The organism is Paenibacillus sp. FSL R7-0026 (genome assembly GCF_038004485.1).
Lineage (GTDB): Bacteria > Bacillota > Bacilli > Paenibacillales > Paenibacillaceae > Paenibacillus > Paenibacillus xylanexedens_A.
In genome coordinates, this window is the sequence record NZ_JBBORG010000001.1 from 6,540,368 (window position 1) to 6,554,421 (window position 14,054).

Consider the following 14,054-nt stretch of genomic DNA (forward strand, 5'->3'; position numbering starts at 1 on the left):
AATATATCAGGGGTAACTAGTTCTTATTTCGTTTGTTAACTTCAATTGCAATGAACTCTGGCAAATAATTAGGAGTACAACCCTTTGATACCATTTCATCTTTATAAAGACCTGTATTCTCACCAAGTTTAATACAACGTGCACGGTACTTTTGATCATAAATGCCTATCCAACCTGCAATGAAATTCATAGCCCACTGGACTGTCGGCTCTTCCTGCGTAATATTAGCTTCAATTGCAGATAGTAAGTCTTCGGTGTTATCAGGAGGCGTTTGTCCAGTCCATCTCAATCGCGCTTGATAATACCAAAAAGCTCGCCTTTGAAGAGCAGAAGGGCTTTTTTCCCATGACTTCATCAATGCAATGGTCTTCTTGTCTTTAGTGAGCTGATTAGCCATTAACCAATCCATTAAGTTATTTCGCTCATCAAAAGTGTGAGTCTGCATATCCTTATCAAACTTATTAAGCACTTCTTGTGAAAGAAGTTTTTTGTCCATAATTAAGATAGCTAATAGTCTGGGCAAAAACGCTTCGGTCGACCAAAGTTCCATAGCTAGTTCGTGATCTTTTTTAATATCCTTTGCGATTTTTCGTAATTCGCCTAGCTTAGTTTTACTATTGATCTGCTGTAGAATGTCCTCTGCTTTTGAAGAGTATTTCATTTCAATACTTTTATCTTTATTCATTTGATACCACAGCTCCTTTATGGCGAAAGTCTTTGAAAAGCGGAAGGGCTATTTCCCATGATTCCATCAACCGCAGTAAGATAAGCTTATTTTCATATATTTACAAATAAATGTGTTAGACTACTTAAAGAAGAATTGCCGAATCTATACTAAAACTGCTGCACAACTGGATGCAGGCAGTTATTACGATAAACGTAGTTAGAAAGGAAACCCCATGAATAGTTCCTTGAAGCAACGAATGAAATCATTATTAGAACCAGTGTTTCCCGGTGGAATCATAACCATTCTGATATTTTCCCTTGATTACTTCCAATTCGAACTTGTTGAAAATTTTCTACTTTTTGCGGCTTTTGTCATTGTACCTCTTGTGATTTTACTTTTGAACCATGATGAAAAGAATAAACATCAACGAATGATTTATGCTGCTATGAAATGGCTTCAATTTCCCGCTGCGCTTCTTACCCTAGCCTCGGTAATGAGTAATAAGATGTGGGGGTTAGAAAACACGGTAATACCGGGGATTCTGTCCCTTGGGTGGCTACTGTTCACACTGCTGCTTGGCATCTATGGCTTAACCACCATTGTAATCTCTAAAGGAAAAGCAGCTGAAATAGCAATTGGTGCGGGGCTCGTTTATTTTTTCATCGGAGGCATTTGGTTTACCTTATATCAATATCAATTGAACCTCTTTCAAGCTAATCCTGCAACGCACGCGTTAAGCTCGGTTCACTTTCATTTCTCATCTGCAATCGTTCCAATTTTCATTGGTGCACTGGGACGCATCATGACGAAGAAAAGCTGGTATCCCTGGGTTGTTGCCATCGATATCATCGGACCAATCTTGATTGCTATTGGTATGATTTTCTCCAAGCCAATTGAATACATTGGTGTCAGTTTGTTCGCGTGTAATATTGTGGTTTACACCGCTTATCTCATTGCTTACTTGAGGAAAAATGCTTTGGATATTAAGGCAACCTTCTTCTTAGGCCTTTCTTGCCTAGCCTTTTACACGGTTGTTGTCATTTCCATCTTCTATCCGTTACTGAAAAATATGTACTCCTTAACCATACTCGATTTTATTCCCATTTATGGATCTCTGCATGCGTTTGGTTTTGTCTTATGTGGACTAATTGGTTGGGTGTATATGGTGGACTTCATTAAGGAAAAGGCTAGCCAATCGGCTTCATAGGAGTAGTTTAGTCAGGTTCGTGCTATAATAGTGATCACATAAATAACATTCATCATTCTGCCGAGATGGCGATGATTAAGGAGATTGAATTTTGACGAACAACCATGATATTGGAGCAGTTAACGAACTACCGGAGAACTTTGAAGAGCTCAAACGAGCGGCTAATCGGACGTCAAGCTGGAGAGACAGACTGAATGCAGTGAACGAATTGGGAAACTGGGATACAGCCCCTACCATTAAGTTGCTGCAGCACGTTTTGAAGAATGATCAAGTGTTCCAGGTGCGTGAAGCTGCATATTTCAAGCTGAAACAGTTGGATGAAGATGTACAAATGCCTGCCAAAAACAAAGGTGAGCTGTTTAAAGGTACTAACAAAATTTTGCTACGGATTAAAAAAAGCCTTCCTGAAGGTCACACATTCGAGCAATTCAAGGAAAAACTGCAAAAGACACGTCTGGATATCTATGATACTTACGAGGGCGACAAAGATGCTGAGTTCGACTCCTGGCTCCATGGCATTTGGGAGACACTAGGTAGAAAATAGCCGCCGTTCACCGTATAATAGCTGAGTACAAAGCCACTCCAAAATAATGGAGTGGCTTCTTTATTTCTTATTATTTTGATCGCCGCCAGAGTAAAGTTAGAGCCTACATTTATTTCACATGTACATGCCCTGTAAGATACGAAGTTATGTGATATAAGATTTATTCGGGTATATAAGGAAGATCCAGTGTCTTTGGAACGTTGATGACATGCTTTTCTGTATAAGTGCGGATACCTTCCACGCCGTATTCACGGCCAATACCGGATTGCTTAACCCCACCGAAAGGGAACCGAACGTCGAGCCCCTGCACAGCAGCTGTATTGATCATTGTCGTTCCAGCTTCGAGTTGACGTGCGACGGAGATGGCATCCTCTTCTTTCCCCCACACAGAACTCGTCAATCCATATATACTTTCATTGTGTAGATGAATAACCTGCTCTTCATCGTCAAATGGAAGAATCGGAACCGTAGGACCAAACTGTTCCTCCACTACAATCGGATCATGAACATCGCAACCTAAGACAAGCGTAGGTTGTAGGTAGTAACCTTGTTCAAACAGCTTCTGATCCAGAATTTGACCGAGAGGGATGACCTTAGCCCCACGCTTTTGCGCATCTTCAACCAAACCAAGCACGACATTTTTCTGCTTCAGGTTATTAACCGGACCTATTGTCGTATTCGAATCAAAGGGATCACCAATTCGAATCCAGCGATTTGCCACCTCTATATATTTTTCCACAAACTCATCATAAATAGAACGGTGTACATACACACGTTTGGCGATCATACAGATCTGGCCTGCAGTCAAGAAATTAGAAATGACAATCCGGCGCATTGCTCGCTCATCATGAACATCAAAGCTTTCCAAGAAGATAGCCGCATCATTACCACCAAGCTCAAGCGTCATATCCTTAATTGTTTCCGAAGCCGCTTTAATAATATGCTTAGCTGTCGCAGTTCCACCTGTAAAGGCGATCTTCGTAACAAGAGGATTACTAGTCATTTCAACGCCAACATCTGCATCACCATGAACGACATTGATTACACCAGCTGGGAACTCACCCGCAATAATCTCTGCCACCTTCGCTGCCGCCAGTGGCGCAAATGGGCTTGGTTTAAGCACAATCGTGTTGCCCGCAAGCAAGGCAGGAGCGATCTTAATGGTAGATAAAGCAATGGGATAGTTCCATGGACTAATCGCTGCCACCACACCAATTGGATCATAGGAAAGAATCGTTTTACCATTCTCATGCTCTTTGATCTCTTCCTGTAGAGCCGATTTGGCTTCATTACAAGCAAACTCCATCCACATTAACGAAACATAAATTTCACCGTGTGCATCATACAGGGGCTTGCCATGCTCTCTGGACAGCAAATGCACAATTTCATTCTCAGCTGCTCTAATCTTCTCGATCGCCTTACGCATCATTATAATGCGTTCATCAATGGAGGTATGCTTCCATGTTTTAAAAGCCCCTGCCGCCGCTTCAATCGCTTCCACGGCTTGTTCTTTCGTAGTGACAGGGAAATAACCTACGATCTCAGATGGGTTTGTCGGATTCTCTTTTGCTAACTGCGAAAGGGATTTTACATTTTGACCATTAATGAACGCTTCAACGATAACTATCTCTTGGTCTGCTTGTATCGTCATTTTAATACCCCTCCGTTATTTAAATGGATTAATTCCAAACTTCTTCTGCAATTTCCTTCACATAACGAAGTTTACGCCATTGTTGTTCTTCCGTTAAAATATTGCCTTCTTCTGTAGATGAAAAACCACATTGTGGGCTCAAACAAAGTTGCTCAAGTGGTACATAGGTTGCCGCCTCTGCAATCCGAGCTTTAATTTGTTCTTTATCCTCTAACTCGCCTGTTTTCGATGTGAGTAAACCAAGCACGATTTTCAAATCTTTTCGATTCACATATTTTAATGGCTCGAAACCACCTGAACGCTCATCATCAAATTCTAAAAATAATCCATCTACGTTTAAGTTTCCAAAGATAACTTCAGAAGCGTAATCATAACCACCCGTTGAGAAATAGTTCGATTTATAGTTACCACGACAAATATGCATCGTCACCACTAAATCTGCCGGTTTGTGAGCCAAGGATTCATTAATCATGCGCTGCATCGTTTTCAACTCTTCCGCCGGTTCCAGACCTTTAGCACGTAGCTTATCGTGACCAGCGTCTGAGAATAGGTCGGCCCAAGCTGTATCATCTAATTGCAGGTATCGACATCCCGCATCATAGAAGGCTTGAATGGCTTTTTGATACGCCGCAATCGTATCCTGAAGGAATTGCTCTCGGTCCGTATAGATATTAGCGTAATTTTCCAATCGATATAGAAGCATGTTGGGACTTGGAATGGTCTGTTTCGCCACTGTGTCACCTGCATGCTTTTTCAAAAACTCAAAATCCTGAACAAAGGGATGACTCGAGAAATCAACTTTACCAACAACACGAATCCCACCCTTGCGCGTTTGCATATTATGGAATTTTGGTCCATCTATTTGCTCATACAACTCTACGCCATCCAAGCCACCCAGAAAATCAAAATGCCACCAGCTTCTGCGGAATTCACCGTCCGTAACTGCCAATACGCCATTTTCCTTTTGCTTTTTAATAATTCGAATAATCTCTTTATCTTCCACAGCTCTTAATTCCTCATATGTGATGTTGCCTGATTTATATTGTTCACGTGCCTGACTTAAATCTGCAGGACGTAGAAAGCTACCTACATGATCATTACGAAATGGTATCATAACTATTTCTCCTTCTAACTTTTTAGTCTAATGAGTATAGCATGATGAAAAGGAATGCTTGTTATATGAAAAAAGCATGGCTAGTCATAGCTTTTAACAATAGCCACAAGACTTTAATACGCAAAAAATCCACACCCTCATAGGGTAGTGGATGTGGTTTACCTTATATCAGTATCCATTTAGTCTAACATCTGCCTTCCTATCTCTCCCATTATAATTATTTTCTAGTATAATAACGGGATACAACAAACATTTTAAAATAGAAGGAGAGTTGTTATGGAATATCATGTATCCATACATGGGAATGATCAAGGAAAAGGAACAGCGGATCAGCCCCTTCGTACCATATCACGCGCTGCGGCTCAAGCCATGGCCGGTGATACAGTTATTGTTCATGCGGGAGTATACAGGGAATGGGTTAACCCTGCTAATGGAGGAACAGCGGAGCATAGAATCGTATATCGATCCGCAGGAGACGGGGAAGTCGTGATTACAGGAGCTGAGCGGATTACCAACTGGAAGAAGTCTGAAGGAGACCATGTTTGGAGCACAGAAGTGCTCAATTCCGTCTTTTCCGTTCGCAATCCTTATGAGGTAGAGCTCAGTGGAGACTGGTTGTTTGACGGGCCCTTCCCAATTCATCTCGGAGATGTCTATTTGGATGGCAAATCATTATATGAATGCGATAGTATTGAAAGCGTTAACAATCCTGAAGTTTGGCCCGAAGCCAAGTATCCCAAGGATTCATTGTTAAAATGGTATGCCGAGGTTGACTCTACGACAACAAAAATCTGGGCTAACTTTGGTGGAAAAGACCCTCGTACGGAAAATGTAGAAATTAATGTACGTCCTTATTGCTTTTGGCCTGAGAAACCGGGAATTAACTACATCACCGTAAGCGGTTTCACTCTTCGTCAAGCCTCCCCCCAATGGGCGCCACCTACAGACTACCAGGAAGGTTTGATTGGACCTCACTGGAGCAAGGGCTGGATTATTGAAAACAATATAATCAGTGAATCCAAATGCGTTGGTATTAGCCTGGGTACCGAAATCGGTACAGGGCACACCAAGTCTTTGGAGAAGCATAGTAAAGGTGGTACTCAACGCGAGCAGGAGGTTATTTTACAAGCATTACGCTCCGGCTGGCATAAAGATAACATCGGCAGTCACACAGTTCGAGGTAATGTGATTCACGATTGTGAACAGGCAGGTATTGTGGGTCATATGGGAGCAGCCTTCAGCCGCATATATCAGAACCGTATTTATAATATTCACCATAAACGACTAAGACACGGTGCCGAAGTTGCGGGAATTAAGCTTCATGCTTCCCTGGATACTCAAATTAGCGAAAATATAATGTATAGCTGTTACCGTGCGCTTTGGCTGGACTGGCAGGCACAGGGCACTCGCATCAGCCGTAATGTATTTTTTGACAATCTTTCGGAGGACCTTTTCGTTGAGGTTTGCCATGGTCCGTATATGGTCGATCACAATCTATTTCTCTCTCCGATGAATTTCAGAAATATGGCTCAGGGCGGGGCATTTGCTCATAATTTGTTTGCAGGCCGATTTGTAGTTCGTTCCGAAATTACCCGTATTACGCCATATCACTTCCCTCACGAGACGGCTATGGCCGGATACTCCAATATCACTGGAGGCGATGACAGGTACTACAACAATATCTTTATAGGTGACAACGATCCTAATAAGGAGCCTGTGCCCATCACCTTTTTTGAGCATCTTCCACTTAAACCAAGGGATGAAGTTGGAGAGGACGGGAAGACGGTCATGGATGGTGTTCCGGACAATTCCATTTGTTATCTGCATGCTGTGGGACTTGGCGGCTACGATCAACATCCGGATGTGAAAGACAAGAAATGGTGGAAGTACACCAAAGAGGAGCTTATGGAGCTTGGCGATGCCGCGAAGGATTTCTTTATAGGCAATGCCGTTCTTCCGGTAGCTATGGGTGGCAATGTATTTCTTAACGATGCGGTTCCAAGCCGTCACGAATCCCAAGCGAAGATAGTTGCACAGAAGGGCGTAAAAATTGAGATCAATCCTGCGCTAGGTGAGGTGCACATTCAGATCCATGAGCCCGAATTGCTTCGGGAAACCACTGCAATGTTAGTTACCACGGATCTGCTTGGAAAGACTTATCACGCCAACATGAAGTTTGAGGAGCCGGACAGCACTCCATATCATTTTGACTCTGATTTCTTCGGAACAAAGAGACCCGATGCAGATGTTACACCTGGTCCCTTTGAATTAACCGAAAAGGGTACGATTGATTTTGAAATTTAGTTTATGATTGAGGGTCCAGTCATTTTAGGTGATTGGATCTTTTTGTGTGTAAAGCCTCTACTCCGCTGATCACGATAGAGGCTTTTAATTGGTGAACGATGCTCTATCTTCTTTCGGTGATCTCAATTTTATCAAAAGTATTCAGCTGTTACTTATGGTACGGTTCACCGTATCAGTTGTAGGGCGAAGTTTCTTAAGCTTAATAAGTATTATTGCCAGTTAGATTTACTTTCATATATATCAACCTCGTTATATAAAAAAGAGGAATCTATGACTGGAGGAGCTATAGGACTTGATGAAAAAATGTATCTCGTTGCATAAAAAGAAGTACGAAAATTTATTGCTCTTAAAAATTTCATGTCTGCTTTAACATATGTTTTTCTTCTCTTGGTCCAGGTAGCACGCAAACATATACTTGAACAAAGAGGAAAAGTTAAATGAATATAAGGATCCTTCCACCCACTAAAGGAGGTCTTGATGTGCTTTTCATTAGGATTATTTAATATTACTGGATTATCTGATGTTACAAAATGATGATTTCGGGGGGCCTTAAAAAATTGCCAGTTCATGTCATAGATCATAGGCACAAAAATTCGAGACATCTCAATCATAAGTTCTAATGTAGTCATTCCCTCTTCTCCAATTCTAACCTCCCTCATCATAACTTCTGTTGATAGAACACTTGTTCTCTCCAATTTAAGTTGGGCACTATTTTTATGGAACCAGGACATATAGTTAAGAAAGTTAGGCACCCTAACAAGTGAATAATATATAAATTCACTAAATTGGAATCTTTCATCGTCATTAATTGGTTCATAATTAAGTATTTTCCTCAAAATTAAAGCAGCTGGGTTCTCAATTTGTTTTGAAAAGAACGTTTCAACCGCAGTCGTTATCTCTCCAGTGATTAGCTTCAAGTCATAATATCCATATATTCTTGCAGCCTTTTTTGTACCTTTCTGCCTCAATTCACCTTTTTTCTTATCTAAAATCCAAAGGCTAGGCTCTCTAGGTGGCTCAACGTTATGGTCTAGAAACCCCTTTAAATAGAATTGCGGAATATAATGGTTCCTACGGTCTTGCATTTAATTACCTCCTGTTTAAAAATAGGACAACCTGATTAGGTGTCCTACTCTAGCTCTATTCAAAAATAAGGTTGCTCAACCCTCCGCTTTGAGGTTTGCCTATACCTTTTACTATAGGATATTATTAATTGGATTATACAGCAAAAAAATGGTTTATTTATAATTTCAGTCATGAAATTTCCAATTTATTCTGTAAAAAGATCATTAAATTCATAACTAGAGAATATTTCTTAAAACTCATTTTGCACACGACGCATTGACAGATCATTAATGTACTGAGCATAATAAACAGCTCGCAACCTCTGACGAACTAAATTGTTCCCAGAAGTCAATTGTAAGGCTACCTTATCTAAAAACCTAAAATTTACAATATTCATTTGAAAATAATCTTTCAGCTTACTATAAAGAATTTGTTCGCATCGTTTATACGGTGGCATCTCCTTTAGTAAAACAGGATTAAAGACCATTGCCAATGAATTGAACCACAGAGGGCATAGAACCCAAACTGGCAAGCCTTTCTCCACTACAGCGATCCGAGACCTGCTAGATAATCCGATGTTTGTAGGTAAAATCCGCTACAATCGTTACGAGAATTGGGCTGAACGAAGACGTAAAGGTAAGAATAGGGAGCCGATTCTCGTAGAAGGCCATCATCCCCCGATTATTAGCCAAGAATTATGGGATAAGGTTCAGCTACTCCGGGAAAAGAAGGCCACTTTACCCAAGAAACGGTTTGAAGGAGAGTATCTGCTCACTGGGCTGATTCGTTGCCCTGAGTGCGGTGCCGCCATGACCGCCAGTCGCACGGTTAATCGGTCCAAGAATGGCGAGAAGATCGCTCGGATGTACTATTCCTGTGGTCGATTCCGGAGCCAGGGAAGCGCCGTATGCCATGCCAACAGCATTCGTAAGGTGGAAGCAGAACAAGCGGTAACTGAACGCATCAGGCAAGCCGTGGTGAATCCAGAGATTTTGCAAAGAGTTGTTCACAGCGTCAATGAAAGACGTTCTGGAAGAATCAAACCGCTACGTGAAGAGTTAACAGCAGTACAGACATGTATCACCATTCTGGAGGATAAGAAACGTAAGTATCTCGATTTATATGAAATAGACGATATTGACCGCGATATGTTTTCTGAACGCCTGAGTGTATTAAACAAAGAGCTGGATACTGAGCTAACCCGCAGATCAAAACTGGAATTAGATCTTCGAGATGATCAAGCTGATCCTGTATCCTACGAGCTTGTACGTTCCCTGATGACAAACTTCGATGCACTGCTACGTCAATCCCTCTTCCAACAGCGCAAGACTCTTCTACATCTGATTATTAAGAAGATTACGCTGGACGAGAAGAAGCGAGTCAGCAGCGTTGAGCTTGCATTCAACGAGGATACTGAAAAACATTTTTTAAGCCAAGCCCCTTCTGTCCTATTGTCAGCAGAGGGGGCTTTTCCTATGTCAGGAAAAGCCATTAAAGCTAGTAGTTATCTAGCACTTATCATCTAGAGTTCTCACTTAGATATGCCAGTATCAAAACCGTTTGTCAATAAAAAGGGGCAGTATTATCTGCACTACATTTTATATCTCTAATACATAAAGAAACTGTCCTTGGTCAAGTAGATGTTAGTCACCGTTTGAAAAGGTCCAGTTTCTTTATGTATTACAACCATTAAACATGGCATATATCTGGTATAATTTATAAAATATTATATGAATTTTCTACATGTTACTTATATAACCGTAAGCTTTCTTTAGGTTATCATTGGCATCATTATAGTTGACTTGTAATTCAGATGCTGCCTTTGCTGCTGCTCCTCCAGCTACTATAGCAGCAATAACAGACTCAATGCCGAGAATTGTTAACCCTGTTGCACTAGCAAGACCTTTTAAATTTGATGTCATAGAGTTGTAGTTTGTTTGGAACGTATCAATTGTTGTCTGGGCTCTGACAGCATACGTATTAGTAATAGGGATATTTGTTTTTTGGACATTACTTCCCTTAGGATTTCCCAACACTGAGACTCCATTGTAACATCCGTAACTGTAATTTTTAAAGTTTCCATAATAATGGCAAACAGACGGAATTCCACCTTTATCATTCGCGGCAGCTGCAAAGGCTCCAGGACTAGCAACTGACTTGGAAGATAAATTAGGAATTAAATTATTCTCATCTCTTACCTCTTCTCCATTGAGCAATAGTTCATCGTCCTCAGTTGCTTCAATTATATCAGTTCTTGTATTATCTTGAAGAACCTCTCTTTGCTCAGAACTTGCTGCAGGAAGAAAATCATAATGAGTGCTAGTTGTAAGTGTCACCTTAACCTCACCCTCTGACCCCACTTCCCTAATATAAGATACATCTTGTATCTTAGTACCTACCACTTCTCCCTGAAGTACAACCTCAGAAGTATTCTGCCACTTCTGTTTCTCAGTGTTTCCTCCTGTAGAATCAGTTGCGGCGAATGCAGATGAACTACCCAATAATGTAACACTTAACATAACCGCCATAAACTTTTTAAACATATCTTCCTTCCTTTCTTCCCGTATAATGGTATAATTAATACAGTAATAATATTAATATTAACAAACTCATTAGTAAATAGTACCATTTGATCATTTTTTTGTCGAATTATGTATTATTAAGGAAGGTGGACAAAATGCGTGCAATTCGTGCTCATCTAAGTATGTATCCCAAGTGGCTCTTATTTATCCTTCTAGTGTTTTTAATTACCTTTATCTTATCTGTCACTGTTTTCATTAATTTCACACTCATGCTAATTAACTTAGCTTTGCTTTTTGGTGCTTACTCTGTAAGAGAAATAAAAGGAAATCAATTGGCCTTTGTCCTTTGCCTTACCCTATGCATAACATTTATACTATTTGCTTTTAAAACTTACCCGCTTTAAGCATCTATTGTTATAAATACAAATGAACCCTCTACATTTGTTTTAGAGGGTTCATTTGTATACAACTTTTCTATACACAATACTAAACTTCGCCCTACTTGTGGTACGGTTCACCCCGATTTATCTTCACCGCGCGATAAATCTGCTCCACCAACACCAGCCGCATAAGCTGATGCGGCAGGGTCATGCGCCCGAAGCTCAAGCGCTGCTTCGCACGGCGCAACACCTCATCGGAGAGCCCGTGGCTTCCTCCGATGACAAACACGACATGGCTCGTCCCATACGTGCCGAGCTTGTCGATCTCCAATGCCAGCTCCTCAGAACTCCAGAGCTGGCCATCCAATGCGAGCGCGACGACATGCGCCTCGCTCTTCACATGCGCGAGGATGCGTTCGCCCTCGCGCTCTTTTACCGCCCGAACCTCAGCTTCGCTCAGGGTATCGGGCGCCTTTTCGTCTGCGACCTCGATCATCTGAAACTTGATGTACGGGGCGAGACGCTTGGCATATTCCTGAATGCCCAGCGTGAGATACTTTTCCTTCAATTTGCCTACGCCAATAATCTGAATAAACATAACAATCCATTCCTCCTAAATTCTCTTGCTTGCAGCAATATCCTATAAGTAAGATGCTTCAGCGCATCGTTCGTTCCAACTGTATTAAACCCATACTACACATTTCTCCAAATGCTAACGAACCCCACACACCTTATTCAGCCCCATTTCGGCTACTTTAAAATCTAACGAATCTGAAACACACTATCCCAGTTAAAACAAGCGTTCCCCACCTCTTTCGAGGCCATTTCAGTAATATAGGGTGTCTACGATTCGTTAGATTTCAACCAGACGGTATTTGCCCCTAATAAGGTTCCTCAGGTTCGTTAGAGCTACTCGACCAAGCCATGCCTCCATCCCCACCCACATCACTGCCCCCAACGTCACTTTCACCTACGCCCAGACTTCCATTCTATTACCTACACCCTTCCACCTTTGCTACAACCTAACTCACTCCCAATTCGGAACTCGGCACCTACCTACCTGAATCTTCTCCTAATCTCCCCATCTCCACCTTCATCCCCCACAACCCTTGCCCAACTCCAAGCTGCCTACCAACAATCACACCAATTCCCCCACAAACACAAAAAGAGCGCTCATCACGCTCTCCTTGGCTTCTTGCTGTGATGTTCATACCGGATGGAAAGTCAGCCTGAAGCGCCACCTTAAGTCACGCCTCCAGCCGTCTAAGTCCTACAGTACGCTAAACGACGAGAAATTCCGCGTGCTGTTCGCACTCAGCGCACTTCGCAGGCGGGTCCCAGTCGGCAAATTCCGTCTCCTTCAGATCAACGATATCTGGAGCGTCCTCATACTCATCGACAAACATGTCGATGGCAATGTCCACGTGTTCTTTGCATACAACGTACATCCGTTAAGCATCCTTTCTGTAACCAGCTATGTTCCCGATTCACAACCGCGTATCCCATTACAGGATAGCCACTTCTCAGTTCTATCACACCTGCCACCGAAAAGAAACCCCCTGCCCTAATTTATCGTGCCCAACCTCCACCAAACCTCTCCATTCGCCGTAAAAGAACACAAAAAGCATCCTTCCCCATACCTCTATGGTACTGAAAAGAATGCTCTTGTAACAGTAACAATCCAATTCACATAGCGAATGAATCTTTCTCCGGCGCCTGATTACGAAAACAGAGTTACTTGTTCCCTGTTCCATTCCATGAATTGTCTCTAATCCACGCTCTTTAATTCAATCCCGACTGCGCCTTCGTCAACAGCTTCCCGCCTTGAAAAGCAATAACCGCATTGGCACCATTGCCGGCTGTGCCTTTATAGTTGTACACCACCATATTCTCTGCTTCACTCAGCGCTTCACCTTCACCACCAAGGATCTCGATGACATCTTCCACGGACATGCCAACCTCAAGCTTCTCATACTGGGCAAAGGTAATCAGCACCCCGTCGCCTTTCCCGGCCGATCCGTTGTTTCCCGATGTTACAGGCGTTTGGCCACCAGCCTCACCTACCGCAATCACATTTGTACTCAACTCATTCAACTTGGTCTCCAGTGCTGCGATCTTTTGCTCCTGCTCAACGCTCTTGGCTCCCTGCTCCACCAGTTTCTTCTCAAGCCCTGCAATCTTCTCTTGCAGAGCACTTGTATCTACAGATGCTCCTGTCGTAGCTACCTCAGATCCACAGGCGGACAACATAAACAGGGACAGAGCCAAACTCGTTCCCCCAAGCATCTTTTTCTTCAAATGTTTCATCAAAAATACCCCTTCCATTCTGAAATAAAAATATGATCGACAAACAGATGTTATTGCATCAGCGACCGTCTCCAACATATTGACAACAGTTTACCACAGCCCTAGTCTTATGTATCTGCTCCTTTGGCTCCGGGTCTAACTGATCATGAGAATATAAAAATGGTTGATCTACTCATTTACTGTCGAATGAACAAGTCCACTCATAGTCGGCCAGTGGTAAGTACCAGTTAAATACTCCTTTTCTTATTTAATTACAACCTAACCCATCCCTTACAATCAAGCATTGCGTAATG

12 protein-coding genes are annotated in these 14,054 nt (G+C 42.1%); 4 read left to right on the forward strand and 8 right to left on the reverse strand.

Annotated features, from left to right (window positions below; genetic code table 11):
- Positions 1-16 precede the first annotated feature (16 nt).
- Positions 17-685: a DNA alkylation repair protein gene (locus tag MKY44_RS28595; RefSeq protein ID WP_341009714.1), complete on the reverse strand. Its 669-nt coding sequence runs from the start codon at positions 683-685 to the stop codon at positions 17-19.
- A 214-nt stretch (positions 686-899) separates the two neighbouring features.
- Between MKY44_RS28595 and MKY44_RS28600 the strand changes: the two genes are divergently transcribed.
- Together MKY44_RS28600 and MKY44_RS28605 are read left to right on the forward strand one after the other, a co-directional pair.
- Complete coding sequence (locus tag MKY44_RS28600; RefSeq protein WP_341009716.1) at positions 900-1,874, forward strand: YndJ family transporter; 975 nt, start codon at positions 900-902, stop codon at positions 1,872-1,874.
- A gap of 91 nt (positions 1,875-1,965) precedes the next feature.
- Positions 1,966-2,418, forward strand: a complete 453-nt coding sequence (locus MKY44_RS28605) for a HEAT repeat domain-containing protein (protein ID WP_341009717.1) — start codon at positions 1,966-1,968, stop codon at positions 2,416-2,418.
- A 160-nt stretch (positions 2,419-2,578) separates the two neighbouring features.
- Here MKY44_RS28605 and MKY44_RS28610 read toward each other — a convergent pair whose 3' ends face one another.
- Together MKY44_RS28610 and MKY44_RS28615 are read right to left on the reverse strand one after the other, a co-directional pair.
- Positions 2,579-4,069, reverse strand: coding sequence for an aldehyde dehydrogenase family protein (locus tag MKY44_RS28610; RefSeq protein ID WP_341009719.1), 1,491 nt, complete (start codon positions 4,067-4,069; stop codon positions 2,579-2,581).
- A gap of 28 nt (positions 4,070-4,097) precedes the next feature.
- Complete coding sequence (locus MKY44_RS28615; protein ID WP_341009720.1) at positions 4,098-5,183, reverse strand: 5-methyltetrahydropteroyltriglutamate--homocysteine S-methyltransferase; 1,086 nt, start codon at positions 5,181-5,183, stop codon at positions 4,098-4,100.
- 276 nt (positions 5,184-5,459) lie between these two features.
- Between MKY44_RS28615 and MKY44_RS28620 the strand changes: the two genes are divergently transcribed.
- On the forward strand, positions 5,460-7,487 hold the full coding sequence (locus MKY44_RS28620; RefSeq protein ID WP_341009722.1) for a right-handed parallel beta-helix repeat-containing protein: 2,028 nt from the start codon (positions 5,460-5,462) through the stop codon (positions 7,485-7,487).
- Between the two features lie 209 nt (positions 7,488-7,696).
- Here the strand turns inward: MKY44_RS28620 and MKY44_RS28625 are convergent, their stop codons facing one another.
- The gene (locus MKY44_RS28625) at positions 7,697-8,572 is read right to left on the reverse strand and encodes a DUF4238 domain-containing protein (protein ID WP_341009723.1); all 876 of its coding nucleotides are present in this window, start codon (positions 8,570-8,572) and stop codon (positions 7,697-7,699) included.
- Between the two features lie 435 nt (positions 8,573-9,007).
- On the opposite strand from MKY44_RS28625, the gene MKY44_RS28630 reads away from it, so the two are divergent.
- Positions 9,008-10,078, forward strand: coding sequence for a recombinase family protein (locus MKY44_RS28630; protein WP_341009970.1), 1,071 nt, complete (start codon positions 9,008-9,010; stop codon positions 10,076-10,078).
- Between the two features lie 213 nt (positions 10,079-10,291).
- On the opposite strand, the gene MKY44_RS28635 is transcribed toward MKY44_RS28630, so the two are convergent.
- From MKY44_RS28635 to MKY44_RS28650, 4 genes are all read right to left on the reverse strand, one after another.
- Positions 10,292-11,095 (reverse strand): hypothetical protein, encoded by an 804-nt coding sequence (locus MKY44_RS28635; protein ID WP_341009724.1) that lies wholly within the window; start codon positions 11,093-11,095, stop codon positions 10,292-10,294.
- Between the two features lie 477 nt (positions 11,096-11,572).
- Positions 11,573-12,052 (reverse strand): 23S rRNA (pseudouridine(1915)-N(3))-methyltransferase RlmH, encoded by a 480-nt coding sequence (gene rlmH, locus MKY44_RS28640; RefSeq protein WP_017691463.1) that lies wholly within the window; start codon positions 12,050-12,052, stop codon positions 11,573-11,575.
- A 682-nt stretch (positions 12,053-12,734) separates the two neighbouring features.
- Positions 12,735-12,902: a CxxH/CxxC protein gene (locus MKY44_RS28645; RefSeq protein WP_017691462.1), complete on the reverse strand. Its 168-nt coding sequence runs from the start codon at positions 12,900-12,902 to the stop codon at positions 12,735-12,737.
- 334 nt (positions 12,903-13,236) lie between these two features.
- Positions 13,237-13,761: a hypothetical protein gene (locus MKY44_RS28650; RefSeq protein WP_341009726.1), complete on the reverse strand. Its 525-nt coding sequence runs from the start codon at positions 13,759-13,761 to the stop codon at positions 13,237-13,239.
- Positions 13,762-14,054: the final 293 nt, after the last annotated feature.

Bases quoted from the DNA above. Each gene is read 5' to 3' on its own strand.
- MKY44_RS28600 (WP_341009716.1), top strand. From the start codon at position 900: ATGAATAGTTCCTTGAAGCAACGAATGAAATCATTATTAGAACCAGTG.
- MKY44_RS28645 (WP_017691462.1), bottom strand. From the start codon at position 12,902: ATGTACGTTGTATGCAAAGAACACGTGGACATTGCCATCGACATGTTT.
- MKY44_RS28635 (WP_341009724.1), bottom strand. From the start codon at position 11,095: ATGTTTAAAAAGTTTATGGCGGTTATGTTAAGTGTTACATTATTGGGT.
- MKY44_RS28615 (WP_341009720.1), bottom strand. From the start codon at position 5,183: ATGATACCATTTCGTAATGATCATGTAGGTAGCTTTCTACGTCCTGCA.
- MKY44_RS28650 (WP_341009726.1), bottom strand. From the start codon at position 13,761: ATGAAACATTTGAAGAAAAAGATGCTTGGGGGAACGAGTTTGGCTCTG.
- MKY44_RS28610 (WP_341009719.1), bottom strand. From the start codon at position 4,069: ATGACGATACAAGCAGACCAAGAGATAGTTATCGTTGAAGCGTTCATT.
- MKY44_RS28625 (WP_341009723.1), bottom strand. From the start codon at position 8,572: ATGCAAGACCGTAGGAACCATTATATTCCGCAATTCTATTTAAAGGGG.
- MKY44_RS28620 (WP_341009722.1), top strand. From the start codon at position 5,460: ATGGAATATCATGTATCCATACATGGGAATGATCAAGGAAAAGGAACA.
- MKY44_RS28595 (WP_341009714.1), bottom strand. From the start codon at position 685: ATGAATAAAGATAAAAGTATTGAAATGAAATACTCTTCAAAAGCAGAG.
- rlmH (WP_017691463.1), bottom strand. From the start codon at position 12,052: ATGTTTATTCAGATTATTGGCGTAGGCAAATTGAAGGAAAAGTATCTC.